Consider the following 21,745-nt stretch of genomic DNA (forward strand, 5'->3'; position numbering starts at 1 on the left):
GTAGGTAATACTTTTTAGCCTGGTTGTTAAAAATTTATTCCCTCCGTCCCCATTCTTGCTCCGTCCCCATTCTTGCTTCATCATGCACCCATGATAGCCAATGCCCTGGGTCCCGTATTTCTGCTGATACTGTTCGGCGCGCTGCTGCGCCGGATCAACTTTCCCGGCGCCGAGTTCTGGCCGGGCATTGAGCGCCTGACCTACTACATTGCTTTTCCCGCGCTGCTGGTGCATCGGCTGGCTCTGGCCGATTTCAGCAATGCCGACTTCGGACGCTTCGCTCTGGTCATCTGCGCGGCACTGCTATTGACCAGCGCGCTCACCTGGCTGCTCAGGCCATGGGTCAGTCGCAACGCCGCCGATTTCACGTCCCTGTTTCAGGGCGCCATCCGCTTCAACACCTATATTGGCCTGGCTGTGGCCAGCGCACTGTTTGGCGATCCCGGGCTGGTGATCGCCGCCATTGCGGTCAGCATCATGATCCCGCTGGCCAATATTCTGAGCGTCATCTGTTTCTCACTGGTCATCGACGGCAACAGCAAAACGCTGAGCGGCGTACTGAAAGGGCTGCTCACAAATCCCCTTATCGTCGCCTGTGTACTGGGCGTTGCGCTCAACATCAGCGGCCTGGGGCTGGGTTCGGTCTGGATTGACGAGTTGCTGGCGCGTTTGGGCAGTGCCGCCTTGCCTCTGGGCCTGCTGGCCGTCGGCGTTGCCCTCAGCCTGGGCACCGTCAGGCAGGATTGGCCCACCATTGTGCTGGCCAGCGTGCTCAAATTTGTGGTGTTCCCGGGCCTGATGCTGGGTCTGGCAATGTGGCTGCAGCTCGATACACTCAGCCAGCAGGTCCTGCTGCTGCTGGCCTGCCTGCCTACCGCTACCTCAGCCTACATCCTGTCCCGGCAGCTGGGCGGCAATGCCGTGATGATGGCCAACATCATCAGCGCCCAGACCCTGCTGGCATTTGCCGTCATTCCCCTATGGCTGCTGCTGTAAAAAGAATGGGGACGGAGGGAATACTTTTTAACCAGAGTGGTTAAAAAGTATTCCCTCCGTCCCCATTCTTTGTTCCCTCCGTCCCCATTCTTTCTTACAGACAGGCCAGGACCTTTGCTGCCGACTGCTGCGGTGTGTCGTGCTCCGTGGACACGATCAGCTCCGGGGAGACAGGTGCTTCGTAGGGGGAATCAATGCCGGTGAAATTGCTCAGTTCGCCGCGCCGGGCCTTTTGGTACAGACCCTTAACGTCGCGCTGCTCGGCGATCGCCAGCGGCACCTGCACGTAGACTTCAATAAAACGGCCCCCGTCAGCCTCAATCAGCGCACGCACCCGGGCGCGCTCCTCAGCCATGGGGGAGATAAACGCCGCCAGCACCACATGACCGGCATCAACAAACAGACGAGCCACCTCAGCCGCACGGCGCATGTTTTCGGTGCGATCTGCCAGCGAGAATCCCAGGTCAGTGCACAGGCCTTTGCGTAGAATGTCCCCGTCCAAGCGGACAACCGGGCAGGCTTGCGACACCAGCAGCCGCTCCACCTCCTGAGCCAGTGTGGTTTTGCCTGCACCCGACAGACCAGTGAACCAGATTACCGGGGGGCGTCCCCCGCCTTTTTGCTCGTTGTTCATGCCAATCCCAGATTGATGTCGATATTACCCCAAACGGGTCTGCACAAACTGTGCCTGAAAAGAATGGGGACGGAGGGAATATTATTTATTCCCTCCGTCCCCATTCTTCTTGCCCCCTAGCCATTAGTCTAATAGCCACACCCACCGCACAGGCGTAGCCTTACTGTCTCATCGTTCCATTTCTCATTACGGAGGAAAAGACCATGAGCAAGCACCTGGTATTTATGATCCACGGCATGGGCGCGTACAAAAAAGACTGGTCGAAAGATGCCCAGGCTACCTTAAAAAAATCCTACGACGCATACTCCACACTGGCGAAGGTAAAGTTCAGCGACGCCTACAGCTTTCATGAGATCACCTACGATCACCTTTTTGAACGCATTCGCGACGCCTGGGAAAACGAGTCGGATGGCATAAAAGAACGTTTGATTGCCATGGGGGTCAGCAGCGGACTGGTTCAGACGCTCACACGCCTGGCGCAGTCCGGTACCGGCGACGGCTTTTTCCGCACCCACATACTTGATGTCATTTTCTACCGCTTCTTCCCCACCGTACGCGACCCCGTTCGCATGCATGTCGCCAAATCCATCGCCGAGGCACTCAACAAAGCGCGCAATGCCAGTACCGGTCCGGTCAAATGGTCCATCATCGGTCACTCGCTGGGCACGGCCGTCACCCATGACACGCTCCATCTGATGTTTGCCAGCTCTGCTTCACCCGACATTCCGCCGCTGAGCGTCCGGGACTTCTCTCTGCACACCTATCTCGCCTGCGCCAATGTGTCACGTGTACTCAGCAAGGGCAATGAATTATCGGTGTATTCGTCACGCGTTCGCCCCGCCATGACACCGTCTCGCGATGCGGTTATGCGGTACTTTTTGAACGCCTGGAACATGTTTGATCCATTCACCCGGCCATCACGATTTGAACCCGTGTACGCCACCTGGCTGGACACCGCCACCCAGGCAGCGCGACATGCGCCATTTCAAGACATAAAAACCACCGAAATTCGCCAGAAGAATGTACACGCCCTGGAGCACTACCTGGAGAATCCCGCTGTACACATCCCCTTCTTCCGAGCCACCTGCGACAACCTCAGCATCATAAACAAAGCCGAAGAGGTCAAGGCATTGCAGGCCTACAGGAAGGCCGTCATTGATGCTCACCTGGAAGGTGAAGCCGACGAGCTGCGCTTGTTGATCGAGGAACATGGCGGCGAACTGAAAGATCTGCTGAGTATGGGTTATTCATTCCATAAAATGCTGGAGACAATGTGATGAAAACACTACCTGGAGATAAATACCTTCACTGGCTAAAGCTATGCGGCAGCGCCGCCATCATCAGTTTGAGCCTGCTGATAGCCCCCGCGGCGATTGCCTGCGAAACACCCACTGCCAATAATGTTGAAGGCATTGTCGATGGGCTTAAACTTAATCTGCGCGGTTGTTATGGCGGAGACAACGATAGCAGCGAGCTGACGCTATCGGTCAGGCAACAACTTAACAGCGCGGAAATACCCGCTAACGGAGAACTTAAAGAAAGCCATCTGCAGGCTGTGGAAGACATTATCCAGCGTCTGGTCAATGCCGTCACCAGTGAGGCCATTCGCCTGGAAAATGCCAACCTGACGGGCGTCCCCGCCGTGCGCAGCGTAGCAGAGCGGCTGCGCCAAGAGGCTCCGTCACAGACCACTGACGCATTGCGGACCGCCCGCGACAGTGACGGCGGCTGGGCCACCCTGCTGGATGAGGACATCTATGGGCCCAGCGTCAGCAACGTGCCGTTAATGCGTCCACTGGAGACATTATTGGAACCCAATTGCCAGGCGCAACCCACCTCTGACGCTTGTCAGCAAGCCACTGAAAGTCTGGAACAACTGCTGCGCGTAGCCAATCTGATGCAGGAGGTCAACCAGCGCGCCGACCGCACACTTGGCGTCAATTTGATTACCTTCCAACGCAACGAAATCATGTGGGATCTGTACACCAATGACGCCCGTGTTCAGTATCCCTGGGAGATGCTGTTGAACGGCCACCTGTATCAGCGCGACCTGAGACAGCTTGAGCGCGAAACAGGACAGGATGTAGCGCTGGCTGATCGCAAGCCGCCAGACAGTCAGGTCATTCTGCTGCACCCCGGCATCGGCATGGAATACGTAGACGAGGCCAGCGATGGCAGCCGTTTTGAACCCGCCGTGGTAATGGAGTGGATCGGGTTCAATCGCTGGGAATACAGAGGGGCCGGCACGGATGTGCGGATGGCGCGGCCACTGGGCGTGTCACTGATCACAACCTTTTCCGACCGTGACGGCAGCAAAAACGTAGGCCATGGTCTGGCGCTGCACTGGAAAAACAACATGACCACCGGCCTGAGCTGGCGGAGCGGCGGCGAAGTCGGTGTGTTTATCAGCATCGGCCTGGCGGAGCGGTTCAGCACCGAGCAAGGCCGACTCGACAAAATCAAAAGCTGGTTCGGGCGGTAGAAAAGAATGGGGACGGAGGGAATAAAAAGTATTCCCTCCGTCCCCATTCTTTCCCCCATTCTTTCTCAAGGCGTCCAGCTCGGCATCTGCTGCGGCGCAGCCGGCAGCACAAAGCGGCCCGGATCGGGCGCAGCGTCATCCAGCGACACCAGCCGGTAGCCCGAACCCAGCCGCAGAATACCATCACCGTATTGCAGCACATCATCCATCGCACCCTGGTATTCACCCAGGTCAACGCTCAGGTAGACCGCCATCATCCGGCTCCAGGTTGCCAGCGTCTCGGTGAGTTCGCGCAGGGTGGCATCACGGCCCAACACCACTTCTTCGGTTTGCGCATTGCCGCTGTCATTGGTATAGGTCAGGTTATAGACCTGGCCCGGGATACCGGCAACCCTTTCGTCGCGGTCGGCATCATTCATCTCGATAAACTGCCCGATGCCGCTGTTAAGGTTGATGCCCTGCGACTGCATCATATCCCCCGCCATACCGCCCATCATGCTCATCATCGCGCCCAGATCCAGCACCATGGGGCGGCCACCCATCCCGGTCACCATGTAAATACCGGTCTCGGTCATCACCATATAGCCATCAAAGCCCGGCATCGCTGTGCCCATGCGCATATTGCCGTCGTTAAACTCGACCGTGGTGCTGATCCGGTTGGCGCCGGTGCCTGCTTCAAGGACTGCGGTGCCACCGGCCCATGAACCAGTAGCAACAATGCTGAAAGCCAGGCCGATAAGTGAGACTCGTAGATTCATATCATATTCCTGTTTAAGAATGGGGACGGAGGGAATACTTTTTATTCCCTCCGTCCCCATAAATGTTCCCATAAACGCTCAAAGAAACCGGACCAACAAATACACGCCCAGCATCGCAATGCCAAACGCCAACTTGGCGGCAATCCCCAGGGCCACCCCCACCGTTGCGCCCCAGCCTGCCAGGCCCGCTGCGCCAATGTTGCGGCGCACTGATAACTCGCCGATGACAGCTCCGATGAAAGGCCCGAAAATCACGCCAGGCAGTCCGAAAAAGATGCCGACAACGGCGCCCCAAAGCGCGCCCCAGACCGAACGCGGCGATGCACCATAACGTCTGGCCCCAAAAGCACCGGCGACAAAGTCCGCCAGCGACGCCAATGCAGCCAACACCGCCAGTGTCACCAGCGTGCCCATGCCAACAAAGGTGAAGCTCTCCGCCCACGCGGCCATCCACAGCCCGGCGAACAGCAGCACGGGCCCCGGCAAAATAGGCATCACCAAGCCGATGAGGCCTGCCACAACAAGCACAATAGCTGCAAGCCAGATGAGCAGATCGATCATTAATGTTGCCCGCTTATAAGAATGGGGACGGAGGAGATACTCTGAGGTAATACTTTAACAGCCTTTTGCTAATTAAACCCCAAGGGCCTGGCACTAAAGCGTTCGTTGTGTGCTGCTGCGCAACTGATCAAAAAGTATTCCCTCCGTCCCCATAGACCCATAAACCGAACCCTACAAATTCGCCAGGGCTGCCATCGGGCAGAACAGCCGCATAGGTTGATCCGTCAACGGCGCAAAAAATTCATATGACTCATAGAAACGCAGCGCATCCTTGTCGAGCACATCCAATATCACGCCCAACGCAGGCATATTGTCAGTTTTGGCAGCGACACGGTATGCATGGCGCAGTGCGCTGATCAGGGTTTTGGCCCCTAAACCCTGCCCTTGAAAACGACGATCCACACCCAGTTGGGCCAGCAAAATGACCGGTAGAGGATAACGCGGCAGTCGGGTTGGATCGGGCATCTCCTGTCGCTGCAAGGTCTGCAGGGCCAGTGTGTAATAAGCCACGACAGATGACTTGCTGGCAGTTCCAACGGGTGGCGCAGGCAATACATAGGTACGGTTCAGATTCAGTGCCATGTTTTTAGCCGCAAACCGGCGCAGGTAGATATTGATGGCATCCTTTCCGCAATCAAACGTCCTGGTGTTGATGATGCGAGGGTCCAGCGGCGTGAAGTCAGCTCTCGCCATGAACATCCAGCCCCTCGTCATCCAATGTTCTGGCGGCGGCGCGCAGTTTGGCTGACAAGGTCCAGGACTGGTCGCAGGCCTGACAAAACGCATCAAACCGGGCGTTGCTCAACTCTATGCTCTGATGAGCGTGCAAAACCTCAGGGGCGTGCTGGCGGACAAGCTGGGTCACATAGGCCTTGATGCTGCCCTGCCCGGACGCCGCCGCCGCACGCTCTGCCAGGGCATGCGTTTCTGCATCCCACTGCATCTCATAGCGAATGACTTTGCTCATCTTCAACCTTACCCGCTCAGTCTTGAACAGTATTTTTACGTATTTTTTCCGTATGAGGTTAGTTTCGCACTAATTTTAGTTGAGGACAACCAGTTTGAGTATGGGAAAATGAGGACGAAGGGATCAAAAAGTATTCCCTCCGTCCCCATTCTTTCGAAAAAGTATTCCCTCCGTCCCCATTCTTTGTCCCGCTTCTCCATGCCGGTTGGACGCGTCGAATACCTGAACATGGGGCCAATGACATTCACCGAGTTTCTTGATGCCCTGAATGAAACCAGGCTGGCAACCACGATTCGCACCTATGCACCTGATCAGGCCATCAACCCTGTCGTTCACACTCGCCTGCTGGAACTGCTGAAGCACTACCATTTTGTCGGCGGCATGCCGGAGGCTGTCAGGGTCTATGCGGAAACGCGATCACTGCAGGCGGTGAGTGAGGTACATACCTCCATCATCCAGACATACCGGGAGGATTTCCCAAAATATATAGGTTCACGCAGCCTGCAACGCATGCAGCACGTGTTTAACTTTGCAGCACGCAATGTCGGCCAAAAAGTGAAATACAGCCAGTATTCACGCGAAGACGCCAGCGCCACCATCAAGACCGACATTGAGCTGCTGTGTCTGGCGCGAGTGCTGACCAAGGTGATCCACAGCCATTGCAGCGGATTACCACTGCAGGCGGATATCGAAGACAAAGTCTACAAACTGATATTCTGGATGTTGGACTGATGAACGCTGTCTGCGGCCTCAACTGGAATACCATCGCACGGTTGGACGAATCGGCACTGGTTAACGAAGGCGCCATTGCCGAGCAGTTTATCGGCCAACATCTGCTGGAGCTGCTGGCCGACTCTCCAAACCGTGAACTGAACTACTGGCTGCGCGAAGGACGCAGCAACAATGTCGAGCTGGACTTTGTCATTACCCTCAATGGCCAGATCGTGCCCATTGAGGTCAAGGCCGGTGCCACCGGCAGCCTGAAATCGCTGCACCAGTTCATGGGCGAAAAAGGTGCGCCTCTTGCCGTCAGATTCGATTTGAACCTGCCAAATCGCCAAACAATCAACACGCGCATCAAAAAGAATAGCCAGGTGCGCGATATTCAATACCCATTGCAGTCATTGCCGCTGTATCTGGTGGAGCGGCTACCCGACCTGCTGGACGTTTAGAGAATGGGGACGGATTCGAAGATCTTTGACTGGATGACACACTACACCCAATCCTCCCAACGCAGCCCATCGACCCGGATTTTTACATCCACCGCAGCAGTCCGGACGCGCAGGGCGCAATATCACGGCATCCCCCTCACGAATTATCTCCAGTTCAGTTATACCTTCGAACTCCATATCTTTGGGCAGCCGCACAGCCTGGTTCTTGCCATTACGAAAAATTGAGACAGTACGCATAAACATACCTTGGTTATAAGCAGACAGGAGGAAACAGAGTAGGTCTCTATTGCAGGCCTATGCAAGGCATATGGAAGAAAAGGTGCCTACTATCCTGCCAGAGCGGGATACCGCCCTAATCAAAGTTCAATAACAATAAGGCACCAACCAGGGCGCACATTACGGACGCTAATGTGCCTATCAATATATATTCAGAAAACTGCCGGTCTTTCAGTTGGCGCAACCGAATCAGGCCTTTCGCAGCTACAATGAATCCCACAGCGCTGAAGTCTTCAGTGAAATAAATCAGCAACAAGATTAGAGTCCGCTCCAGCATGCCGATCACTCGGCCTGCTTTGTACTCGTCCTCATCCAAAACTTTACTTTCACCATTCATTCCTGCTGTTTTGGGAATCACATTACACCAATTGAACAGCAACCGTATCAGGTAGTTGGCCTCATTTATCAGCAGCAGCAGAATAAAAGCTGTTAACAACATTTGCTCAGAGAAAGCAAAACCGGCCCTGATCTCAATGGCTGGATTCAGTGCCCACAACAAGACCAGCGGTAGTAACAGTTGAGCAGCTAATGTCAGCAACCTGAAACCGCTGAGTATCCGCGAAGGCGTTTCCAGCAAATGAATAAGGACTGCGACAAGGGTCAGGTAAACCAACAGACCAAATACCGGCAAGTTCAGTTTAAACAACAACAATACCAGCAAGAGCTGAGCAGCCCACTGCCCCAGACCGAGCCAGATCGGCAAGCGCCTGTCATTTGGCAGATAACAGAGCCGCGTTAACAGGATGGCAGATGCGTACAGCAGCCAGGCCCCCATCAGCCCTGCTCTTCCCGGTTGATCAGTTTGCTGATCTCGCTCAACATGCCGACCACAGTATCCAGTTCTCCATCACGACGAGTGCGGTAAACGGCTTGTTCAGTCACATCAAGTTCAGTGGCAATTTTCGACACAGGGACGCCTTCAAGCAATCGGCAAAAGGTTGTGATACGGTTGAAATTCCACTTACGACGCGCTGCCGACCATAAATCCAAAGCATACTGCACGAGGCCCTGCTCGAAGCCCAAACCCGTTATGCCGTAGAGGCCATCACGTTTTCTCAGCGATTCGATACCCTCTCGTGCGAGATAAAACGCAGGCCCATCCATTCCCAGAGACGAACGCGAACTCAGTTCTGTACTAATGTCCCCCCATCCGATTGAAAACCGAATCTGACAGATATGGAACATCTCAAGCTCCAGGTGCGCGATCACTTCCCAAAGCCTGAGGGGATCCATGAGTACCCCCTGAAATTCATCACCCAGGGTCACCATCAAGGGCGACACCACACCATAGTGTTGGCGCCGTTTATTAATCTTTTGACAGGCGGCTTTGAAATGCGCCTGTGCCCCTTTGCGGTCTTTGATGTGGCGTGACTCTTCCATGTCGCCTATCAGCACAAGATATTTCATAAACTAATCCAATTTGGTTTAGAAACAAATACTAAACCAAAACGGTTTAATTTACAAAAACAAACAAAATTGATTGAATTCAACAATGCCATGCACGGTATCTTTCAGGTTATAGACCACTCGCCACGGGTTTGCAGCCCCACAAATACATACTGATTTACTTTCAATGTCCTTTGGGCTACGTTTTTTATCATCTCGTTCATCGTTGAGCAAACACGTGATTCGCTTACACCCCATAGACCCCTCGCAAAAACCCGCCTACTGGCAGCTCTACAAACGCTGCTACGAACCCACCATACGCGCTCAGTTCGGCGGCTGGGATGACGCGGGACATTATAAGCGTTTCCTCAAAACGTGGCAGAACGGACACCTGCGCAGTGTGCAGGTTGACGGACAGTGGGTCGGCTGCCTGGGCTTCCTGCACTACCCCGACCGCCACGAGCTGCTGGAAATCCAGATTGACCCCGACTACCAGAACCGGGGCATTGCCAGCCAGCTAATCCAGTGGCTGATTGAACAGGCGCAACAACAAGGCAAACCGCTGTACCTGAATGTGTTCCTGGCCAGTGCAGCGCTGCGGCTTTATCAGCGGCTGGGTTTCAAGATAGTGGGCAGCACGCGGTTTCAGCATCGGATGGTTTACAGGGTTGAGCCAGGGACGTAGCACCAATGCTGGGATGGACGTCTAATAGGAAGCACGCTACCCATCAAGTTTCTCGACCGCACTATTGGCCAGAAACGCGGAACAACTGCCGTGGTTGCTGCTATAACCCTCTTAATGAGAGTAAACGGCGACAACATGGAGTGTTTATGCCGACGATTTCAATGTTCTACGGCCTGATTATCCGGATGTACTATGCCCCTGGAGAACATCCACCTCCGCATTTTCATGTATATTATGCCGGGTACAGAGCATCAATACGCATAAAGCCAGCGGAAGTCATCCATAGCGACCTGCCGGCCAGGCAACTAAAACTGGTTCTGGCATGGGCAGAATTGCACCGTGACGAACTGATGGCAAATTGGAGCCTTGTGATGAATGGCGAACAACCTTTCAAAGTTCCCCCACTGCAATAGGAATAAACCATGTACCCTGTCGTCACCAGCGTAAGTCCGGCCACGGGATATGTTCTGCAGCTCCGGTTTGATAACGGCGAGACCGGATTGCTTGATATGACCCCTTATCTTGACTTCGGCGTATTTAACAACTTGAAAGACAAGGAAAACTTTAAAAAAGTCAAAATCGCCTTCGACACGCTGGAGTGGCCATGCGGTGTTGATCTCGATCCAGAGTTTGTCTACCAAAAGGCGGTAAAGCGCGCCGTCGAATAGCCCAGGGAAAGGTGTCGCTAAGGTTTGGAAAGAAGCAGGTGATGGCGGAAATCACGATGCGGTTATTCCGAGCGACTTGATTGGCCAAACGCACCAGGTCAGCGTCCGGTCGCGCCAGTGTATGACCTGGTGACGACACAGGCTTATCCGCAATACGCCAATAATGTGCCTGGCCTGTCCATAGCCGGCCGCAAGACCTGGGCTCCCGGGAAGACGCTGGAACAGTTTTTCAACACAAGGCTCGGCATCAAGCCCCGGCGTTACCAGGAAATGACCGAAATGTTGTGCGAATCGGCCACTGAAGTCGCTGGCCAGGTAATCGATGCATCACGCAATGAGCCGCAGTGGCGCAATGTGGCCAAACACATGGTGCACGCCTGGAACGAAGGCATGAGCGCGATGCAAGATCCGGTGCGTGCAACTCACTTTGTTGGGCTTGATGCTGCGATCAAGGCCGCCGGTTTTTCCGAGCCCGATTCAGCCGACAGCAAACGTACCGTCATCGGTCGCTCCGATTTGCTCGGGCGCCGGTAAGGGTTTATTTTAAAGACGGCCCTTTACAAGAACGGATTAACAATCCGCAGTGAGCCAATCTGCAGACCGTGCTGCATATCTTCTGAGTAAAGCATTTCGCAATCGGCCTGCAGCGCAGCAGCGATAATCATGGCATCGTAAACACTCAGACTGTATCGAGTCGCCAGGGCGCGGCCTTGCCTGTGCACATCCAGCGTCAGCGGCTCCACCTGCAACAGGCGCTCGGTCACATCGAGCACATGATTGATCTCGGCCCAGGAATATCTCAATTTGCGCCTGAGCACATGGGTCAGTTCATTCAATACCTGCACACTGACCAACCCGCCAACGCGCAACAACTCCTCAGCCCGGTCCGCCTTAACCGTATCTGCCGAATGCGCATACAACAAAATATTGGTATCAAGAAATCTATGTTCCGCGCTCATTGGCATCATCCCTGTCGAAGACAAAATCGGCCGGCAACCGACCCCGGTACGATTTCATTTGGGCCAACAATTCGTCCCGCGAAGGTTGCCGTCGAATTTCAAAGCTGCGTGAACCCGCTACGATGATCTCAATGCTGTCCCCTGCCTTTAACTGAAGCGCCTCCGTCACCGACGCGGGAATACGAATGGCCAAACTGTTTCCCCATTTTGATACTTGCATGGCGAGACTCCTGAACACCTGGATATACATTATAAAATTTGTATATCAAAGCTTACCACACGGTTTTTTAAGATGACAGTTCTCGCAGCCTCTGCCGTCATTAACAGGGTTGTAGACCATATGTGGGAGCTTTGCTCAGCTGTTGTCCAGTCGTGCCGGGCACCCGTTTTTTTCGAGCGGGCTGCACAACAATTTCAACGCGCTGGTCCAGGGCCACCAACGCCAGCATCAACCGCTCAAGCGATATGTTTTGCAGTTTGTAGCGGCGAACCTGTGAAACCTTAGGTTGAGACATACCGGTGATCGCAGCTGCTTCCGTCTGGCTTAGTCACCGCCTTTGCCAATGACCTGCCCAATCATCAGGCGCCCGGCTATCTGGTGGTAGGCGCCGACAAACAAGGCAAACCCACTGGCCTTGAGGTCACCGAGCAGCTCCTGGAAAAACTGGGCGGTCGCCAGCCGTGCCGGGATAGCGGATTAATGCCTGGCTGACGCCCCCACCAGCGTCTTGCAGCATCAGTGGCTGAAGTTGCACTTGGCCCAGTCGGAGGCGTCAGCCCACACAACCTGGTTGTTTCGAAAGGCCTCAAACTGTCTGCGACCGTCAATAAAGAAAAAACCTTTTTCTAATGGAAGGGCCTCACCCACCATTTGAATCTTGACCCGATCGCCTGAAATGTCCTCTACGTATCCGTACTCATTGTCCCAGTTGCAGATCATATCCCCTCTACGCTTAGGCGCGCCTGAAAGCTGCTCAAAAAGGCGAGTCTTCTGTTGCAAAACCTGATCTCTCGCCTCACTCTCACGACGGCGCATTTCAACATCACGATGGTAGCCTGCAACATTTTGATCTTTGACGTTGAGCATGTACACCTCCGCGCGTAAAGATCTATCGTAGTATCGTCTGGCATCCACGTTTGCCATCCAGATCTCTACGTCCTGAGTATTTCGGCAAGCGAAAAAACCTGTCAGTGAAAACATAGCGGCGTGTTGCACATCCAGATCTTGCCTGATCTGTGTGAGCTCACCCGAGTCGCGGGAGCAATACTCCGAGAGCGCCTTGACTGCCACGTTGGCTTGATCAATGGAGCGAGGCACGGCGCTGTTGTTGTAAGAGGCTGTGGTCATGGGGACGCGAATCTCGTCTTTAAAATCAACAGCAATTAGGTCTCTATAACTTTCTCGGTCCATCGAAAACGACCTAACCCCCATATTTGCGGCGCAGCCGGCCAAAAGCATGACGATTATTAAACCTGCGGATTTTCCCATGACCATTCCCAATCAATTAATCAGAAATACCATAACTTAAGGCATACGGAAATACAGTTAGCCATATGGCTGTATTGAGCAGACACTTGATTAGCTTGCACCCCATAGCCCCCTCGCAAAAACCCGCCTACTGGCAGCTCTACAAACGCTGCTACGAACCCACCATACGCGCGCAGTTCGGCGGCTGGGATTTGAGATTGTTGGCAGCACGCGGTTTCAGCATCGGATGGTTTATCGGGTGGGTGAGCGAGGGACGCAAAAACAATGCTGATCTCGACGTTTAGAAGGTAACCCCCACTTTAATCGCCATAATATGCTTAACTATCACCATCTCCGGCCATTGTGCAAAAACCCACTCAAGTATTGCATCGCCGCCACGGCTTTGCTATAAAACGTGCATGGATTTGCATATGGACGATCCGGATGGCATAATTCCGTATTGTTTAAGATAAATCAAAAGCCTACACAGCGCAGGAGTGCTGATGAACCCCACTGTAACTGATCTGGCTGTCTTTGCTGGCCTGACGTTCGTGACAGTAGTATGGATACGAATAGTCTTGCTCAAACTCAAAATGCACAGAAACCAAAAACGACTGAAAGCCGCTCGCCTTTATCCGTCAGGCAGCGATATTCGGCACGGAATGGTCATGGGCAAAAATGGAGTCGAGCATGACTCTCAGCCTAGCAAGAGCTGGTATTCACGTTTGGCTGGATGATTCCGGCTGAACGTCATAGCCACGAGTGACAGGGAGTCGTTATGCCAGCGAGCGGCTATACTGAAGCATTTCAATCCGACACGCCGATCAAACAATTCCAGTACTGCGGCTGGATCCCCTGCCTGACCGGCCATCTTGACTTCGAGCTTATGATAGCTGAACTCAGGGGCAACCATTTCGCAAAATTCCTTTCTTTACCTTTGATAATCAAGTCAGAACACCTCCCTGACTCTCTTGCCAATACGGACAGTGTTTTCGATACATTCAACTACTCTCATCGAGACCACCACAAAAGACATCATCGGCGAATTGCATTGCAGTCCTGGTACAACTGGCAGGACGAAAAAATCGACAAATGCGGAAAATTCAGGATCATTGTCATCGGCGAATCCAACACTGCACTAGCGCCTGACAACAGAGTCATGCAGGGGCATGTGTTGATATATCCACGCGCGTTTGCTGGTAACGAAAACCCTATTCTGGACAATGCTAACGTTTCGGTGATGTCTCATTTCCAAACCATGCGAGACGTTACCGCAGCATATACAGACTTGCAGAAAGAAATGGCTGACTCCGACAAGCTGCTTCAATACCAGGGGAACATGAACCAGGAATGGGAAGCACTTCACCAATTGCTATCGAATCGAGATCCCTTTGGCACCGACAAGACGCTCTCAAATGTTCATCGCCTCCAGTTTCGTATCGAGTCCTGTGGAATGACTTTCTTGTCCTACCTGGAAAGCACCACGAATCCATTAATGACCGATGAGCAGCGCTTTCTGGTCACGCGACAAGCTTACTACTACCTAAAATACTCGCTCCACAAACACAAACACCATAAAGCCGACAGCGATGCACTCACAACCATAATTCCGTTTGACGAAAGCAACGCTGGCCACATCGGTCAAACGTTGCTCCTTCAGCTCAAGCGCGAACTTGTGATCCAAAAACGCGTGCTGATTACCACGCACAGCAATTACAATAATACTGTCGAGGCCATGGGTATTATAGCCTATGCCAAATCATTGCTATCGGCGGTCAGCCGATACAAATTTATCAGCCAGGAACAAGCGGAAAAAGAAAATCATCATCTGGAAATTTTTGAGCAATCTCTTGCCGCGAATGGATCGGCATATTCTCAAAAATACCTCTATAAAGAAGGAGTTGCTCAACGAGCCAGACAGTGGACCACACTGTTTCTGGCGTATTTCACATTCACGTGCATACTTATTGTTAACCTGTTTCCGCAAAGCCGTAGCGATCGCAGCATTGATGTCATTGTCCGGTTAACTGAACTTCCCTCATGGCACTTGCTGGGTTACTTTGCGGGCGGAGGATGCCTGATCTACGCCATTGTTCGGGTGCAGGCATTCTTCAATGACACCAGTCGGCCCGAGTGGGTACCCTACCTCGTAGGAAAGATACTGAGCTGGACTGTGACTGCAATAGTCTCACTTACGTTGATAGTAATATGGTTCTGGTTCGCACACGGATTCGAGGAAATTACCTGGCCGCTTACCTAGCAGACACTGCAGCCACAATTTGATTTTGGAGCTGACTACCACAGGCCTACAACCACCAGGAATCCATCAATCAAAAAATTCCTGCTGAATTTCGTAAAGCCGTTGGCTGTACCTCTCGCCCACCGCGCTAGCGGAAAACAAACTATCAAGTGTTGATTGCTCCGCGCCGTGGAATACGTTGTTTGTAAGCCATTCGTCAAATGCCGCTCTCATCGCCTTAGCCGCGTCATCGATATCTGGTTCCGCCCACACCTGACCAGCCGCTTCAACATAGTCTCCGGGGTCTAGCGGCTGCAGTGTATAGTTCACCAGATAAGCACCCGCCTGCTCGCAGAAATCGCGATTCCCGCCATGACCCGTGGCTATGACCTCAAGCCCCAACAACAGCGCCTCGGCAATACCCCGACCGAAACCCTCAGCTCTGTGCAGCGACACAAAGCAGTTGCATGACCGGTAGAGTTCCATGACCTCAAGCTTGGTGAGCGTTTCATCAATGATGGTGATGCGTGGATCATTGTGGGCTGCATGCAGAATTTTTTGCCACGCCGGACTGTTAACATCCGGGCGCATACATTTGACAACTAATCCAACTTGCTGCTCGTCAACTGGAAATGCCTGCTGAAAAGCCTGGACAATCGCTTGCGGATTTTTGCGCTCGATAAAGGAGTTTCCATCAAAGGAGAAAACAAAAAGATATTTTCCATTCGGCAGGTTGAATTGCAAACGCTGCGCAGGTGCTGCCGAATCAAGTCCGGCAGGAAGCGTCACCGCCATGGGCATATACTCAACAGGGACCGGGGCCGCCGCTTTCACTGCATCATAGATATGCTTGCTGGATGCCCACACTTCGTCGACCAATTGAAAACAATGGTGCCAGTTTCCCGGCCAGCGCTGCAGCTCCCAGGGCCAACTACCAATGGTATAACGACCGGCAAACAGTTCGGCCCCACGCCTCAGATACAGGTCAAGATGCTCCAATGCGGTGAGGCAGACAAGCGTGATGCTATAACGAGCACTATCGGTCACCCAATGCGCTATCGTTCTATCGTTCTCAGGAATATTGTTCCCTGGCGGCAAATTGATCACCGTAAAAGGAATGCCCCTGGCTTCCAGAGCCTGCGCTGCCATACGCAAATCCTCTCCCAGTCCAAGCTCGCCGAATGCATACCCCACCAGATTCACACCGAAAGGATACGCTGTGTCAGCTGAGTGTACGGACGGCCCAGGCTCTACCGGTGGCTGTTGGAGCAAAGGCAGTATCGTTTCGCTAATGGCATTAACCGTCAGCCAGTGCCGGTACCCATCAGCACCCTGCTCCGTCTGCAGATCAAAAGCCTGCTGCAGATCAAGGCGCTGTTCATGTAGAAACCGGGCAAAGCGGGTGTTGCAGATATCATCCTGATCCAGCCAGAATTGACGCTGCCAGTTCGGGACATCCTCCCTGGTCAGCCCCAACTCCTGCCAGCCAGAGGAAAAAAACCAAAGCAACGCAGTCTTTTGCCCCTCAATAGTGACAAGGTTAGGATCACTGGTCAGATCCTGACGCACAGACACGGCAAGCAGTAACAAGCGGGAGATACCGCCAGCCCAATGTGTAACTGGAATATCCGCTGGCTCGGACAGCTTGTTCCAGAAAGGGGTCAACTCCTGCAAAGCACGATATTCGTTGCGGCCGTGCGCCAGACACCACGCCAAAAAACCTCTGCGCCCTTCTTCACTCTCCAACGGATAACTCAATTGCAGATCCTGCTCACGCAACTGCCAGATAGCAAGCTGCAGCGCATAAACAGGGCTGACACCCGCAACTTCAAGCCCCGAAACAGGCTGATGGTAAAAGCAGTCAGTGCGGCCATCGTTCGACAGCGTGGAGAAATAACGACCAAGAGATGTCAACATCGCACTGCCTGAACTACATGGTCATTCATTGATTTACACCCAACTGCTGCGCAAGTTGTTTCCGCTCGGCCTGGTCAAAACAGGATTCGGCTTCCTTCAACACGGCAGCCAATTCCTGCTCCACTGAAAACCCTGCAGGCAACACCGCCTTGCCACTCAGCAACTCATCACGATAACCCAACAACCAATGGCCCGACGCCTTACCCAAGTGTTGCGACAACAGTTGAACGCCCTCCAGAGCAACAGTACGCCGCTGCTGCACCGTAATACAGGCATCATGTAGACGAGAATACGCTTGCAGGGCGTCCACAAAACCTATGCGCGTATTAAAAACCTTGAAGGCTCTCAGCCAGTAATCAAAGTCAAAGGAGGTTTTGAGTGTTTCGTCCAATGGACCCAGCAGCACATACATACTGCGCCGGAAAAACACTGTTGGTTGGCAAATAAAACAACTTAATGCAAAGGTCTCCACGGGTTGCGGCGGACGACGGGTCGGATAGTCAGCCAGCATTTGTCCGGCGCCATCGACATGTCGGCCATGGCCATAAACCATCACCAGCTCCGGCTGATCCTGCAAAGCAAGCACTGCTCGTTGTATTGCACCTGGCGTATAAAGATCGTCAGAGTTAAGCCAGCCGATAACAACACCACGCACCTGAGCCAGAGCCTGGTTAATGGCATCCGCCGGCCCCTTGTCCGGTCCGGAGAACCAGCGCAGGCGCTTATCTTTAGCAGCAATCCGTTGCAACAAGGTTACCGAGCCGTCCGTTGATCCGCCATCCGCAACGATTAGTTCAAGATGCGCATAATCCTGACTTAACACACTGTTGATAGATGCCTCAAGGAACTCAGCCTGATTAAAACTGGGCATAACAACCGAAACCAGGGGGGATGTCATTGGCAAGCGCCTTTCATAAGCCTACGATTCCCGATACTGATCCTGATGCTCAAGAAACCACTGGTAGGCACTGCTCAAACCTTCCTCCAGCGGGATGCTCGCCTGCCAACCCAGTGCCTGGAGTCTGGTTACATCCAACAGCTTCCTGGGCGTACCATCAGGTTTGCTGGTATCAAAGACCAAACGTCCCTGATAACCCGTTACCCTGGCGACAGTTTCAGCCAGTTCTCGGATTGTGCAGTCAACACCAGTGCCGACATTGATATGGCTTAGCATCGGCTGAGTATGGTTCTGCAGCACAGAATGCTCCAGATCCATAACGTGGATACAGGCCGCTGCCATATCATCAACATGTAGAAATTCACGCATCGGTTGACCGCTTCCCCAGATGACCACCTCCGGAGCATCAGATTTTACCGCCTCGTGGAAGCGCCGTAGCAAGGCCGGTATGACATGGCTGTTCTGTGAGTGGTAGTTGTCATTGGGGCCATAAAGATTGGTCGGCATGACACTGCGATAATCACGCCCATACTGCCGGTTGTAACTTTCACAAAGTTTGATGCCGGCAATTTTGGCAATCGCATAAGGTTCGTTGGTGGGTTCCAGAGTGCCAGTAAGCAGTGCCTCTTCCTTCATCGGTTGATCGGCATGCTTGGGATAAATACAGGATGAACCAAGAAACAGAAGCTTTTGCACCCCATGTGTATGGGCAGCATGGATGATATTGCACTCCATCATCAGGTTTTCGTAACCGAAGTCAGCGGGATAATTGTTGTTGGCAAGAATACCGCCTACCTTTGCCGCAGCCAGATAGATCTGGTCGATCTTTTCGGCGCGGAAGAATGCACTCACCTCAGCCTGGTTTGTCAGGTCCAGCTCTGCATGGCTGCGGCTGACAATCGTCCCAGCGTTGCTGGCCTGAAGCTGCCGAACAATCGCAGAACCCACCATACCACGATGCCCCGCGACGTAAATTCGTTGTGTACTCATTTAAGCTCACTCATGATAATCAAATGTGCTGTAACCGTTGACCCGACACAGCTCATCACGTTCTGCTGCTTTCACATCTTCCTGAACCATCTCCGTCACCATCTCATGGAAACTGGTTCTGGGAGACCAACCCAGTTTCTCTCTGGCCTTGGTGGGGTCCCCGAGCAAGGTTTCTACCTCTGTCGGGCGGAAATAACGTGAGTCAACCGCAACAATGCAACGACCATCGGCTGCATAACCTTTTTCGTTTTCACCACTGCCCTCCCATCGAACAGTCATGTTCAAAGCCTCCGCCGCCGCGTTGACAAAGTCGCGCACCGAATACTGAGTGCCGCTGGCGATTACAAAATCTTCGGCCCTTTCCTGCTGCAACATCAGCCACTGCGCCTCCACATAGTCGCGAGCATGCCCCCAGTCGCGCAGGGCATCCAGGTTGCCAAGGTAGAGGCACTCCTGCAAACCCAGAGAGATGCGTGCCAGGGCGCGGGTGATTTTGCGGGTGACAAAGGTTTCACCACGAATGGGTGATTCATGATTAAAAAGAATACCGTTACAGGCATAGATACCGTAAGCCTCACGGTAGTTGACGGTTATCCAATAGGCATACAACTTGGCGACCGCATAGGGTGAGCGTGGGTAGAAAGGCGTCGTTTCCTTTTGTGGCGTCTCTTGCACCAGACCATAGAGTTCGCTGGTGGACGCTTGATAAAAGCGGGTTTTCTGCTCCAACCCCAGAATACGGATAGCCTCCAGAACACGCAGTGTACCAATGCCGTCTGCGTTCGCAGTGTATTCAGGGGTATCAAAAGAAACTGCGACATGGGACATCGCGGCCAGATTGTAAATCTCATCAGGCTTCACCAACTGTATGATACGGATCAGGTTGGTAGAGTCGGTCAAGTCGCCATAGTGCAGAATGAGGTTGCGATTCTCCACGTGTGGATCTTGATAAAGATGGTCGATACGATCAGTATTAAAAAGCGAAGCGCGACGCTTGATTCCGTGAACTATGTAGCCTTTTTTTAATAAAAAGTCGGCTAGATAAGCGCCGTCCTGGCCGGTAATGCCAGTGATCAGTGCGGTTTTTGGCATATTCTTCGCTCCACATGAGTGTGACGTGTAATGCAGTCAGTCGATTAACCAAGTCTAAAAGCCAATTGTTGTTTAATGTATCATGGCCTGCTCATTTAACTGAGAGTTCCTGCATGGCATTGTCTGACTGAAATGTAATTACCAATAGTTGGCGATAGTATGTTATTGAAAATTAGGGAATTAAAATCGCGGCGGGCTTTTCCCAGTACTGGAGTTAATTTGTGTCTATCTAACCAAGCTCATGAGGCGCGTGGGACCAGAATTCTTTTAAAAACGAGAAGGCAGTCAATTCTTATGTTGGGCCGGATCTTTTTTGCTCCCATGCCCAGGCGTGCTGAATAATCGTTTCAAGCTCGGAGTAGTTTGGTCGCCAACCCAAATATTTGCGCGCGGCTGATGCATCAGCTACTAGTCTTGCCGGATCTCCGTCACGACGAGGTGCATCAATAGTAGGAACCTGTAGTCCGGTCACTTTTTCGATGGTCTCAAGAACCTGTTGCACACTAAAGCCCTCACCGTTACCGAGATTGAAAGCTGTTGTTTGGCCACCCTTATTTAAGTATTCAAGTGCCAAAAGATGAGCACAAGCTAGATCGTCAACATGAATATAATCTCTAACGCATGTGCCATCACAGGTGTCATAATCCCGGCCGAATACCTTGAGGGCCGGTCGCTTTCCCATTGCTGCCTGCAGAGCAATGGGTATGAGATGTGTTTCAGGTTCGTGACGTTCGCCGATTCTTGCTTCAGGGTCCGCGCCGGCTGCATTAAAGTATCGCAGTGAAACGGAACGAAACCCATAAGCAAGATCGAAGTCTCGCAACATCTGCTCAACCATCAATTTACTTGCCCCGTAGGGATTTAGTGGACTTGTGGGGTGGACCTCGGTGATGGGTATGTCTACAGGTTCGCCGAACACCGCCGCAGTTGACGAAAATATCAATGGACCAACGTTGTGATCTTTCATAGCCTGAAGGAGTGTAAGTGTCTTGGAAACATTGGTGTAGTAATACTTAGCTGGATCGACAACAGATTCGCTCACTTGTATGAGCGAGGCGAAATGAACGACTCCGTCTAAATTGTTCTTAGTAAACACAAGATCCAAAAGTTTTCGATCGCCAAAATCGCCGACTTGAATTTCGCCGCCGAGAGCGCTATCGGCGTAACCTGATGAAAGGTCGTCAATGATCAAAACATTATGTCCGTTCGTCAATAGACGGCTAACCAAGTGCGAACCGATATAGCCACACCCACCTATAACAAGCACTTTCATACTAAAGTTTCCTTAGCTAAATATATGCGAGTGTTCAGATCTGACCTGACACTTATCGGTTTGAAGATAGTTCCTATCAGGTCTTTTTCAGCTCACCAACTTCTCCCGCCAGATAATATATGATCAATTAATACTTCCTTACATGCTTCAACCCAGAAGCAACAGCGCGCTCCATAAACTGCGCCTGGTTGTACGAAGGCATAATGACCGACAAAAGAGGGGCTAGCATCTGGGGTGAGGCTTTCCTTGGAATATGACTCCGGCAGAGATTTGGTAATCACCCCATTTTTAACGCAAGTTAAAAGTGGAGATTAGTTACACAGC

Annotated in this window: 26 protein-coding genes and 2 pseudogenes; 11 read left to right on the forward strand and 17 right to left on the reverse strand. The window is 52.7% G+C overall.

What is annotated here, in order from left to right; genetic code table 11:
• The first annotated feature begins 90 nt into the window (after positions 1–90).
• Positions 91–996 (forward strand): AEC family transporter, encoded by a 906-nt coding sequence (locus tag WD071_RS06530; protein ID WP_368047552.1) that lies wholly within the window; start codon positions 91–93, stop codon positions 994–996.
• A 94-nt stretch (positions 997–1,090) separates the two neighbouring features.
• On the opposite strand, the gene cysC is transcribed toward WD071_RS06530, so the two are convergent.
• Positions 1,091–1,630, reverse strand: a complete 540-nt coding sequence (gene cysC / locus WD071_RS06535; protein ID WP_368047553.1) for an adenylyl-sulfate kinase — start codon at positions 1,628–1,630, stop codon at positions 1,091–1,093.
• Between the two features lie 203 nt (positions 1,631–1,833).
• On the opposite strand from cysC, the gene WD071_RS06540 reads away from it, so the two are divergent.
• Both WD071_RS06540 and WD071_RS06545 read left to right on the forward strand, forming a co-directional pair.
• Positions 1,834–2,907 (forward strand): hypothetical protein, encoded by a 1,074-nt coding sequence (locus WD071_RS06540; RefSeq protein WP_368047554.1) that lies wholly within the window; start codon positions 1,834–1,836, stop codon positions 2,905–2,907.
• Positions 2,907–4,112 (forward strand): hypothetical protein, encoded by a 1,206-nt coding sequence (locus WD071_RS06545; protein ID WP_368047555.1) that lies wholly within the window; start codon positions 2,907–2,909, stop codon positions 4,110–4,112. Before WD071_RS06540 ends, WD071_RS06545 begins: the two co-directional genes overlap by 1 nt.
• Positions 4,113–4,177: 65 nt before the next feature.
• On the opposite strand, the gene WD071_RS06550 is transcribed toward WD071_RS06545, so the two are convergent.
• The 4 genes from WD071_RS06550 to WD071_RS06565 all read right to left on the reverse strand — a co-directional run bounded on the left by WD071_RS06550 (position 4,178) and on the right by WD071_RS06565 (position 6,398).
• On the reverse strand, positions 4,178–4,870 hold the full coding sequence (locus WD071_RS06550; RefSeq protein WP_368047556.1) for a hypothetical protein: 693 nt from the start codon (positions 4,868–4,870) through the stop codon (positions 4,178–4,180).
• 78 nt (positions 4,871–4,948) lie between these two features.
• A complete protein-coding gene (locus WD071_RS06555; RefSeq protein WP_368047557.1) occupies positions 4,949–5,431 on the reverse strand; it encodes a DUF456 domain-containing protein in 483 nt (160 codons plus the stop codon).
• A 171-nt stretch (positions 5,432–5,602) separates the two neighbouring features.
• Positions 5,603–6,124 carry a GNAT family N-acetyltransferase gene (locus WD071_RS06560; protein WP_368047558.1) on the reverse strand — a complete coding sequence of 174 codons (522 nt, stop codon included), beginning with the start codon at positions 6,122–6,124 and terminating at the stop codon, positions 5,603–5,605.
• Positions 6,111–6,398, reverse strand: a complete 288-nt coding sequence (locus WD071_RS06565; protein ID WP_368047559.1) for a DUF1778 domain-containing protein — start codon at positions 6,396–6,398, stop codon at positions 6,111–6,113. The genes WD071_RS06560 and WD071_RS06565 overlap by 14 nt, the downstream gene beginning before the upstream one ends.
• Before the next feature lie 198 nt (positions 6,399–6,596).
• Here WD071_RS06565 and WD071_RS06570 point away from each other — a divergent pair, with 198 nt between their 5' ends.
• Together WD071_RS06570 and WD071_RS06575 are read left to right on the forward strand one after the other, a co-directional pair.
• Positions 6,597–7,130, forward strand: a complete 534-nt coding sequence (locus WD071_RS06570; RefSeq protein WP_368047560.1) for a hypothetical protein — start codon at positions 6,597–6,599, stop codon at positions 7,128–7,130.
• Positions 7,130–7,570, forward strand: a complete 441-nt coding sequence (locus WD071_RS06575; protein WP_368047561.1) for a DUF4143 domain-containing protein — start codon at positions 7,130–7,132, stop codon at positions 7,568–7,570. Before WD071_RS06570 ends, WD071_RS06575 begins: the two co-directional genes overlap by 1 nt.
• Before the next feature lie 102 nt (positions 7,571–7,672).
• Here the strand turns inward: WD071_RS06575 and vapB are convergent.
• From vapB to WD071_RS06590, 3 genes and pseudogenes are all read right to left on the reverse strand, one after another.
• Positions 7,673–7,807 (reverse strand): annotated as a pseudogene (gene vapB, locus WD071_RS06580) (type II toxin-antitoxin system VapB family antitoxin); the annotation flags it as partial.
• A 115-nt stretch (positions 7,808–7,922) separates the two neighbouring features.
• Positions 7,923–8,621 (reverse strand): hypothetical protein, encoded by a 699-nt coding sequence (locus WD071_RS06585; protein WP_368047562.1) that lies wholly within the window; start codon positions 8,619–8,621, stop codon positions 7,923–7,925.
• Positions 8,621–9,253, reverse strand: coding sequence for a SatD family protein (locus WD071_RS06590; RefSeq protein ID WP_368047563.1), 633 nt, complete (start codon positions 9,251–9,253; stop codon positions 8,621–8,623). The genes WD071_RS06585 and WD071_RS06590 overlap by 1 nt, the downstream gene beginning before the upstream one ends.
• Positions 9,254–9,470: 217 nt before the next feature.
• Between WD071_RS06590 and WD071_RS06595 the strand changes: the two genes are divergently transcribed.
• From WD071_RS06595 to WD071_RS06610, 4 genes are all read left to right on the forward strand, one after another.
• Entirely contained in the window at positions 9,471–9,917 is a 447-nt protein-coding gene (locus WD071_RS06595) for a GNAT family N-acetyltransferase (protein WP_368047564.1), read from the forward strand.
• A 146-nt stretch (positions 9,918–10,063) separates the two neighbouring features.
• The gene (locus tag WD071_RS06600; protein WP_368047565.1) at positions 10,064–10,330 is read left to right on the forward strand and encodes a DUF4160 domain-containing protein; all 267 of its coding nucleotides are present in this window, start codon (positions 10,064–10,066) and stop codon (positions 10,328–10,330) included.
• A 9-nt stretch (positions 10,331–10,339) separates the two neighbouring features.
• The gene (locus tag WD071_RS06605; protein ID WP_368047566.1) at positions 10,340–10,585 is read left to right on the forward strand and encodes a DUF2442 domain-containing protein; all 246 of its coding nucleotides are present in this window, start codon (positions 10,340–10,342) and stop codon (positions 10,583–10,585) included.
• Positions 10,586–10,714: 129 nt separating this feature from the next.
• Positions 10,715–11,119: a hypothetical protein gene (locus WD071_RS06610; RefSeq protein WP_368047567.1), complete on the forward strand. Its 405-nt coding sequence runs from the start codon at positions 10,715–10,717 to the stop codon at positions 11,117–11,119.
• 23 nt (positions 11,120–11,142) lie between these two features.
• Here WD071_RS06610 and WD071_RS06615 read toward each other — a convergent pair whose 3' ends face one another.
• From WD071_RS06615 to WD071_RS06630, 4 genes and pseudogenes are all read right to left on the reverse strand, one after another.
• Positions 11,143–11,544: a PIN domain-containing protein gene (locus WD071_RS06615; RefSeq protein ID WP_368047568.1), complete on the reverse strand. Its 402-nt coding sequence runs from the start codon at positions 11,542–11,544 to the stop codon at positions 11,143–11,145.
• Positions 11,528–11,764 carry an AbrB/MazE/SpoVT family DNA-binding domain-containing protein gene (locus WD071_RS06620; protein WP_368047569.1) on the reverse strand — a complete coding sequence of 79 codons (237 nt, stop codon included), beginning with the start codon at positions 11,762–11,764 and terminating at the stop codon, positions 11,528–11,530. Before WD071_RS06620 ends, WD071_RS06615 begins: the two co-directional genes overlap by 17 nt.
• 100 nt (positions 11,765–11,864) lie before the next feature.
• Positions 11,865–12,115: pseudogene (locus WD071_RS06625) on the reverse strand (helix-turn-helix domain-containing protein); the annotation flags it as partial.
• A gap of 165 nt (positions 12,116–12,280) precedes the next feature.
• A complete protein-coding gene (locus WD071_RS06630; RefSeq protein ID WP_368047570.1) occupies positions 12,281–13,033 on the reverse strand; it encodes a hypothetical protein in 753 nt (250 codons plus the stop codon).
• Positions 13,034–13,515: 482 nt separating this feature from the next.
• Here WD071_RS06630 and WD071_RS06635 point away from each other — a divergent pair, with 482 nt between their 5' ends.
• The gene (locus WD071_RS06635) at positions 13,516–13,749 is read left to right on the forward strand and encodes a hypothetical protein (protein WP_368047571.1); all 234 of its coding nucleotides are present in this window, start codon (positions 13,516–13,518) and stop codon (positions 13,747–13,749) included.
• 41 nt (positions 13,750–13,790) lie between these two features.
• A complete protein-coding gene (locus WD071_RS06640) occupies positions 13,791–15,272 on the forward strand; it encodes a hypothetical protein (protein ID WP_368047572.1) in 1,482 nt (493 codons plus the stop codon).
• 66 nt (positions 15,273–15,338) lie between these two features.
• On the opposite strand, the gene WD071_RS06645 is transcribed toward WD071_RS06640, so the two are convergent.
• The 5 genes from WD071_RS06645 to galE form a co-directional block, all read right to left on the reverse strand.
• Positions 15,339–16,925, reverse strand: a complete 1,587-nt coding sequence (locus WD071_RS06645) for a glycosyltransferase (protein ID WP_368047573.1) — start codon at positions 16,923–16,925, stop codon at positions 15,339–15,341.
• A 268-nt stretch (positions 16,926–17,193) separates the two neighbouring features.
• Positions 17,194–18,066 (reverse strand): glycosyltransferase family 2 protein, encoded by an 873-nt coding sequence (locus WD071_RS06650; RefSeq protein ID WP_368047574.1) that lies wholly within the window; start codon positions 18,064–18,066, stop codon positions 17,194–17,196.
• Between the two features lie 21 nt (positions 18,067–18,087).
• Entirely contained in the window at positions 18,088–19,056 is a 969-nt protein-coding gene (locus tag WD071_RS06655) for a GDP-L-fucose synthase family protein (protein ID WP_368047575.1), read from the reverse strand.
• Positions 19,057–19,062: 6 nt separating this feature from the next.
• Positions 19,063–20,148 carry a GDP-mannose 4,6-dehydratase gene (gene gmd / locus WD071_RS06660; RefSeq protein WP_368047576.1) on the reverse strand — a complete coding sequence of 362 codons (1,086 nt, stop codon included), beginning with the start codon at positions 20,146–20,148 and terminating at the stop codon, positions 19,063–19,065.
• Between the two features lie 292 nt (positions 20,149–20,440).
• The gene (gene galE, locus WD071_RS06665) at positions 20,441–21,421 is read right to left on the reverse strand and encodes a UDP-glucose 4-epimerase GalE (protein WP_368047577.1); all 981 of its coding nucleotides are present in this window, start codon (positions 21,419–21,421) and stop codon (positions 20,441–20,443) included.
• Positions 21,422–21,745: the final 324 nt, after the last annotated feature.

This window comes from Pseudohongiella sp., assembly GCF_040877505.1.
Lineage (GTDB): Bacteria > Pseudomonadota > Gammaproteobacteria > Pseudomonadales > Pseudohongiellaceae > Pseudohongiella.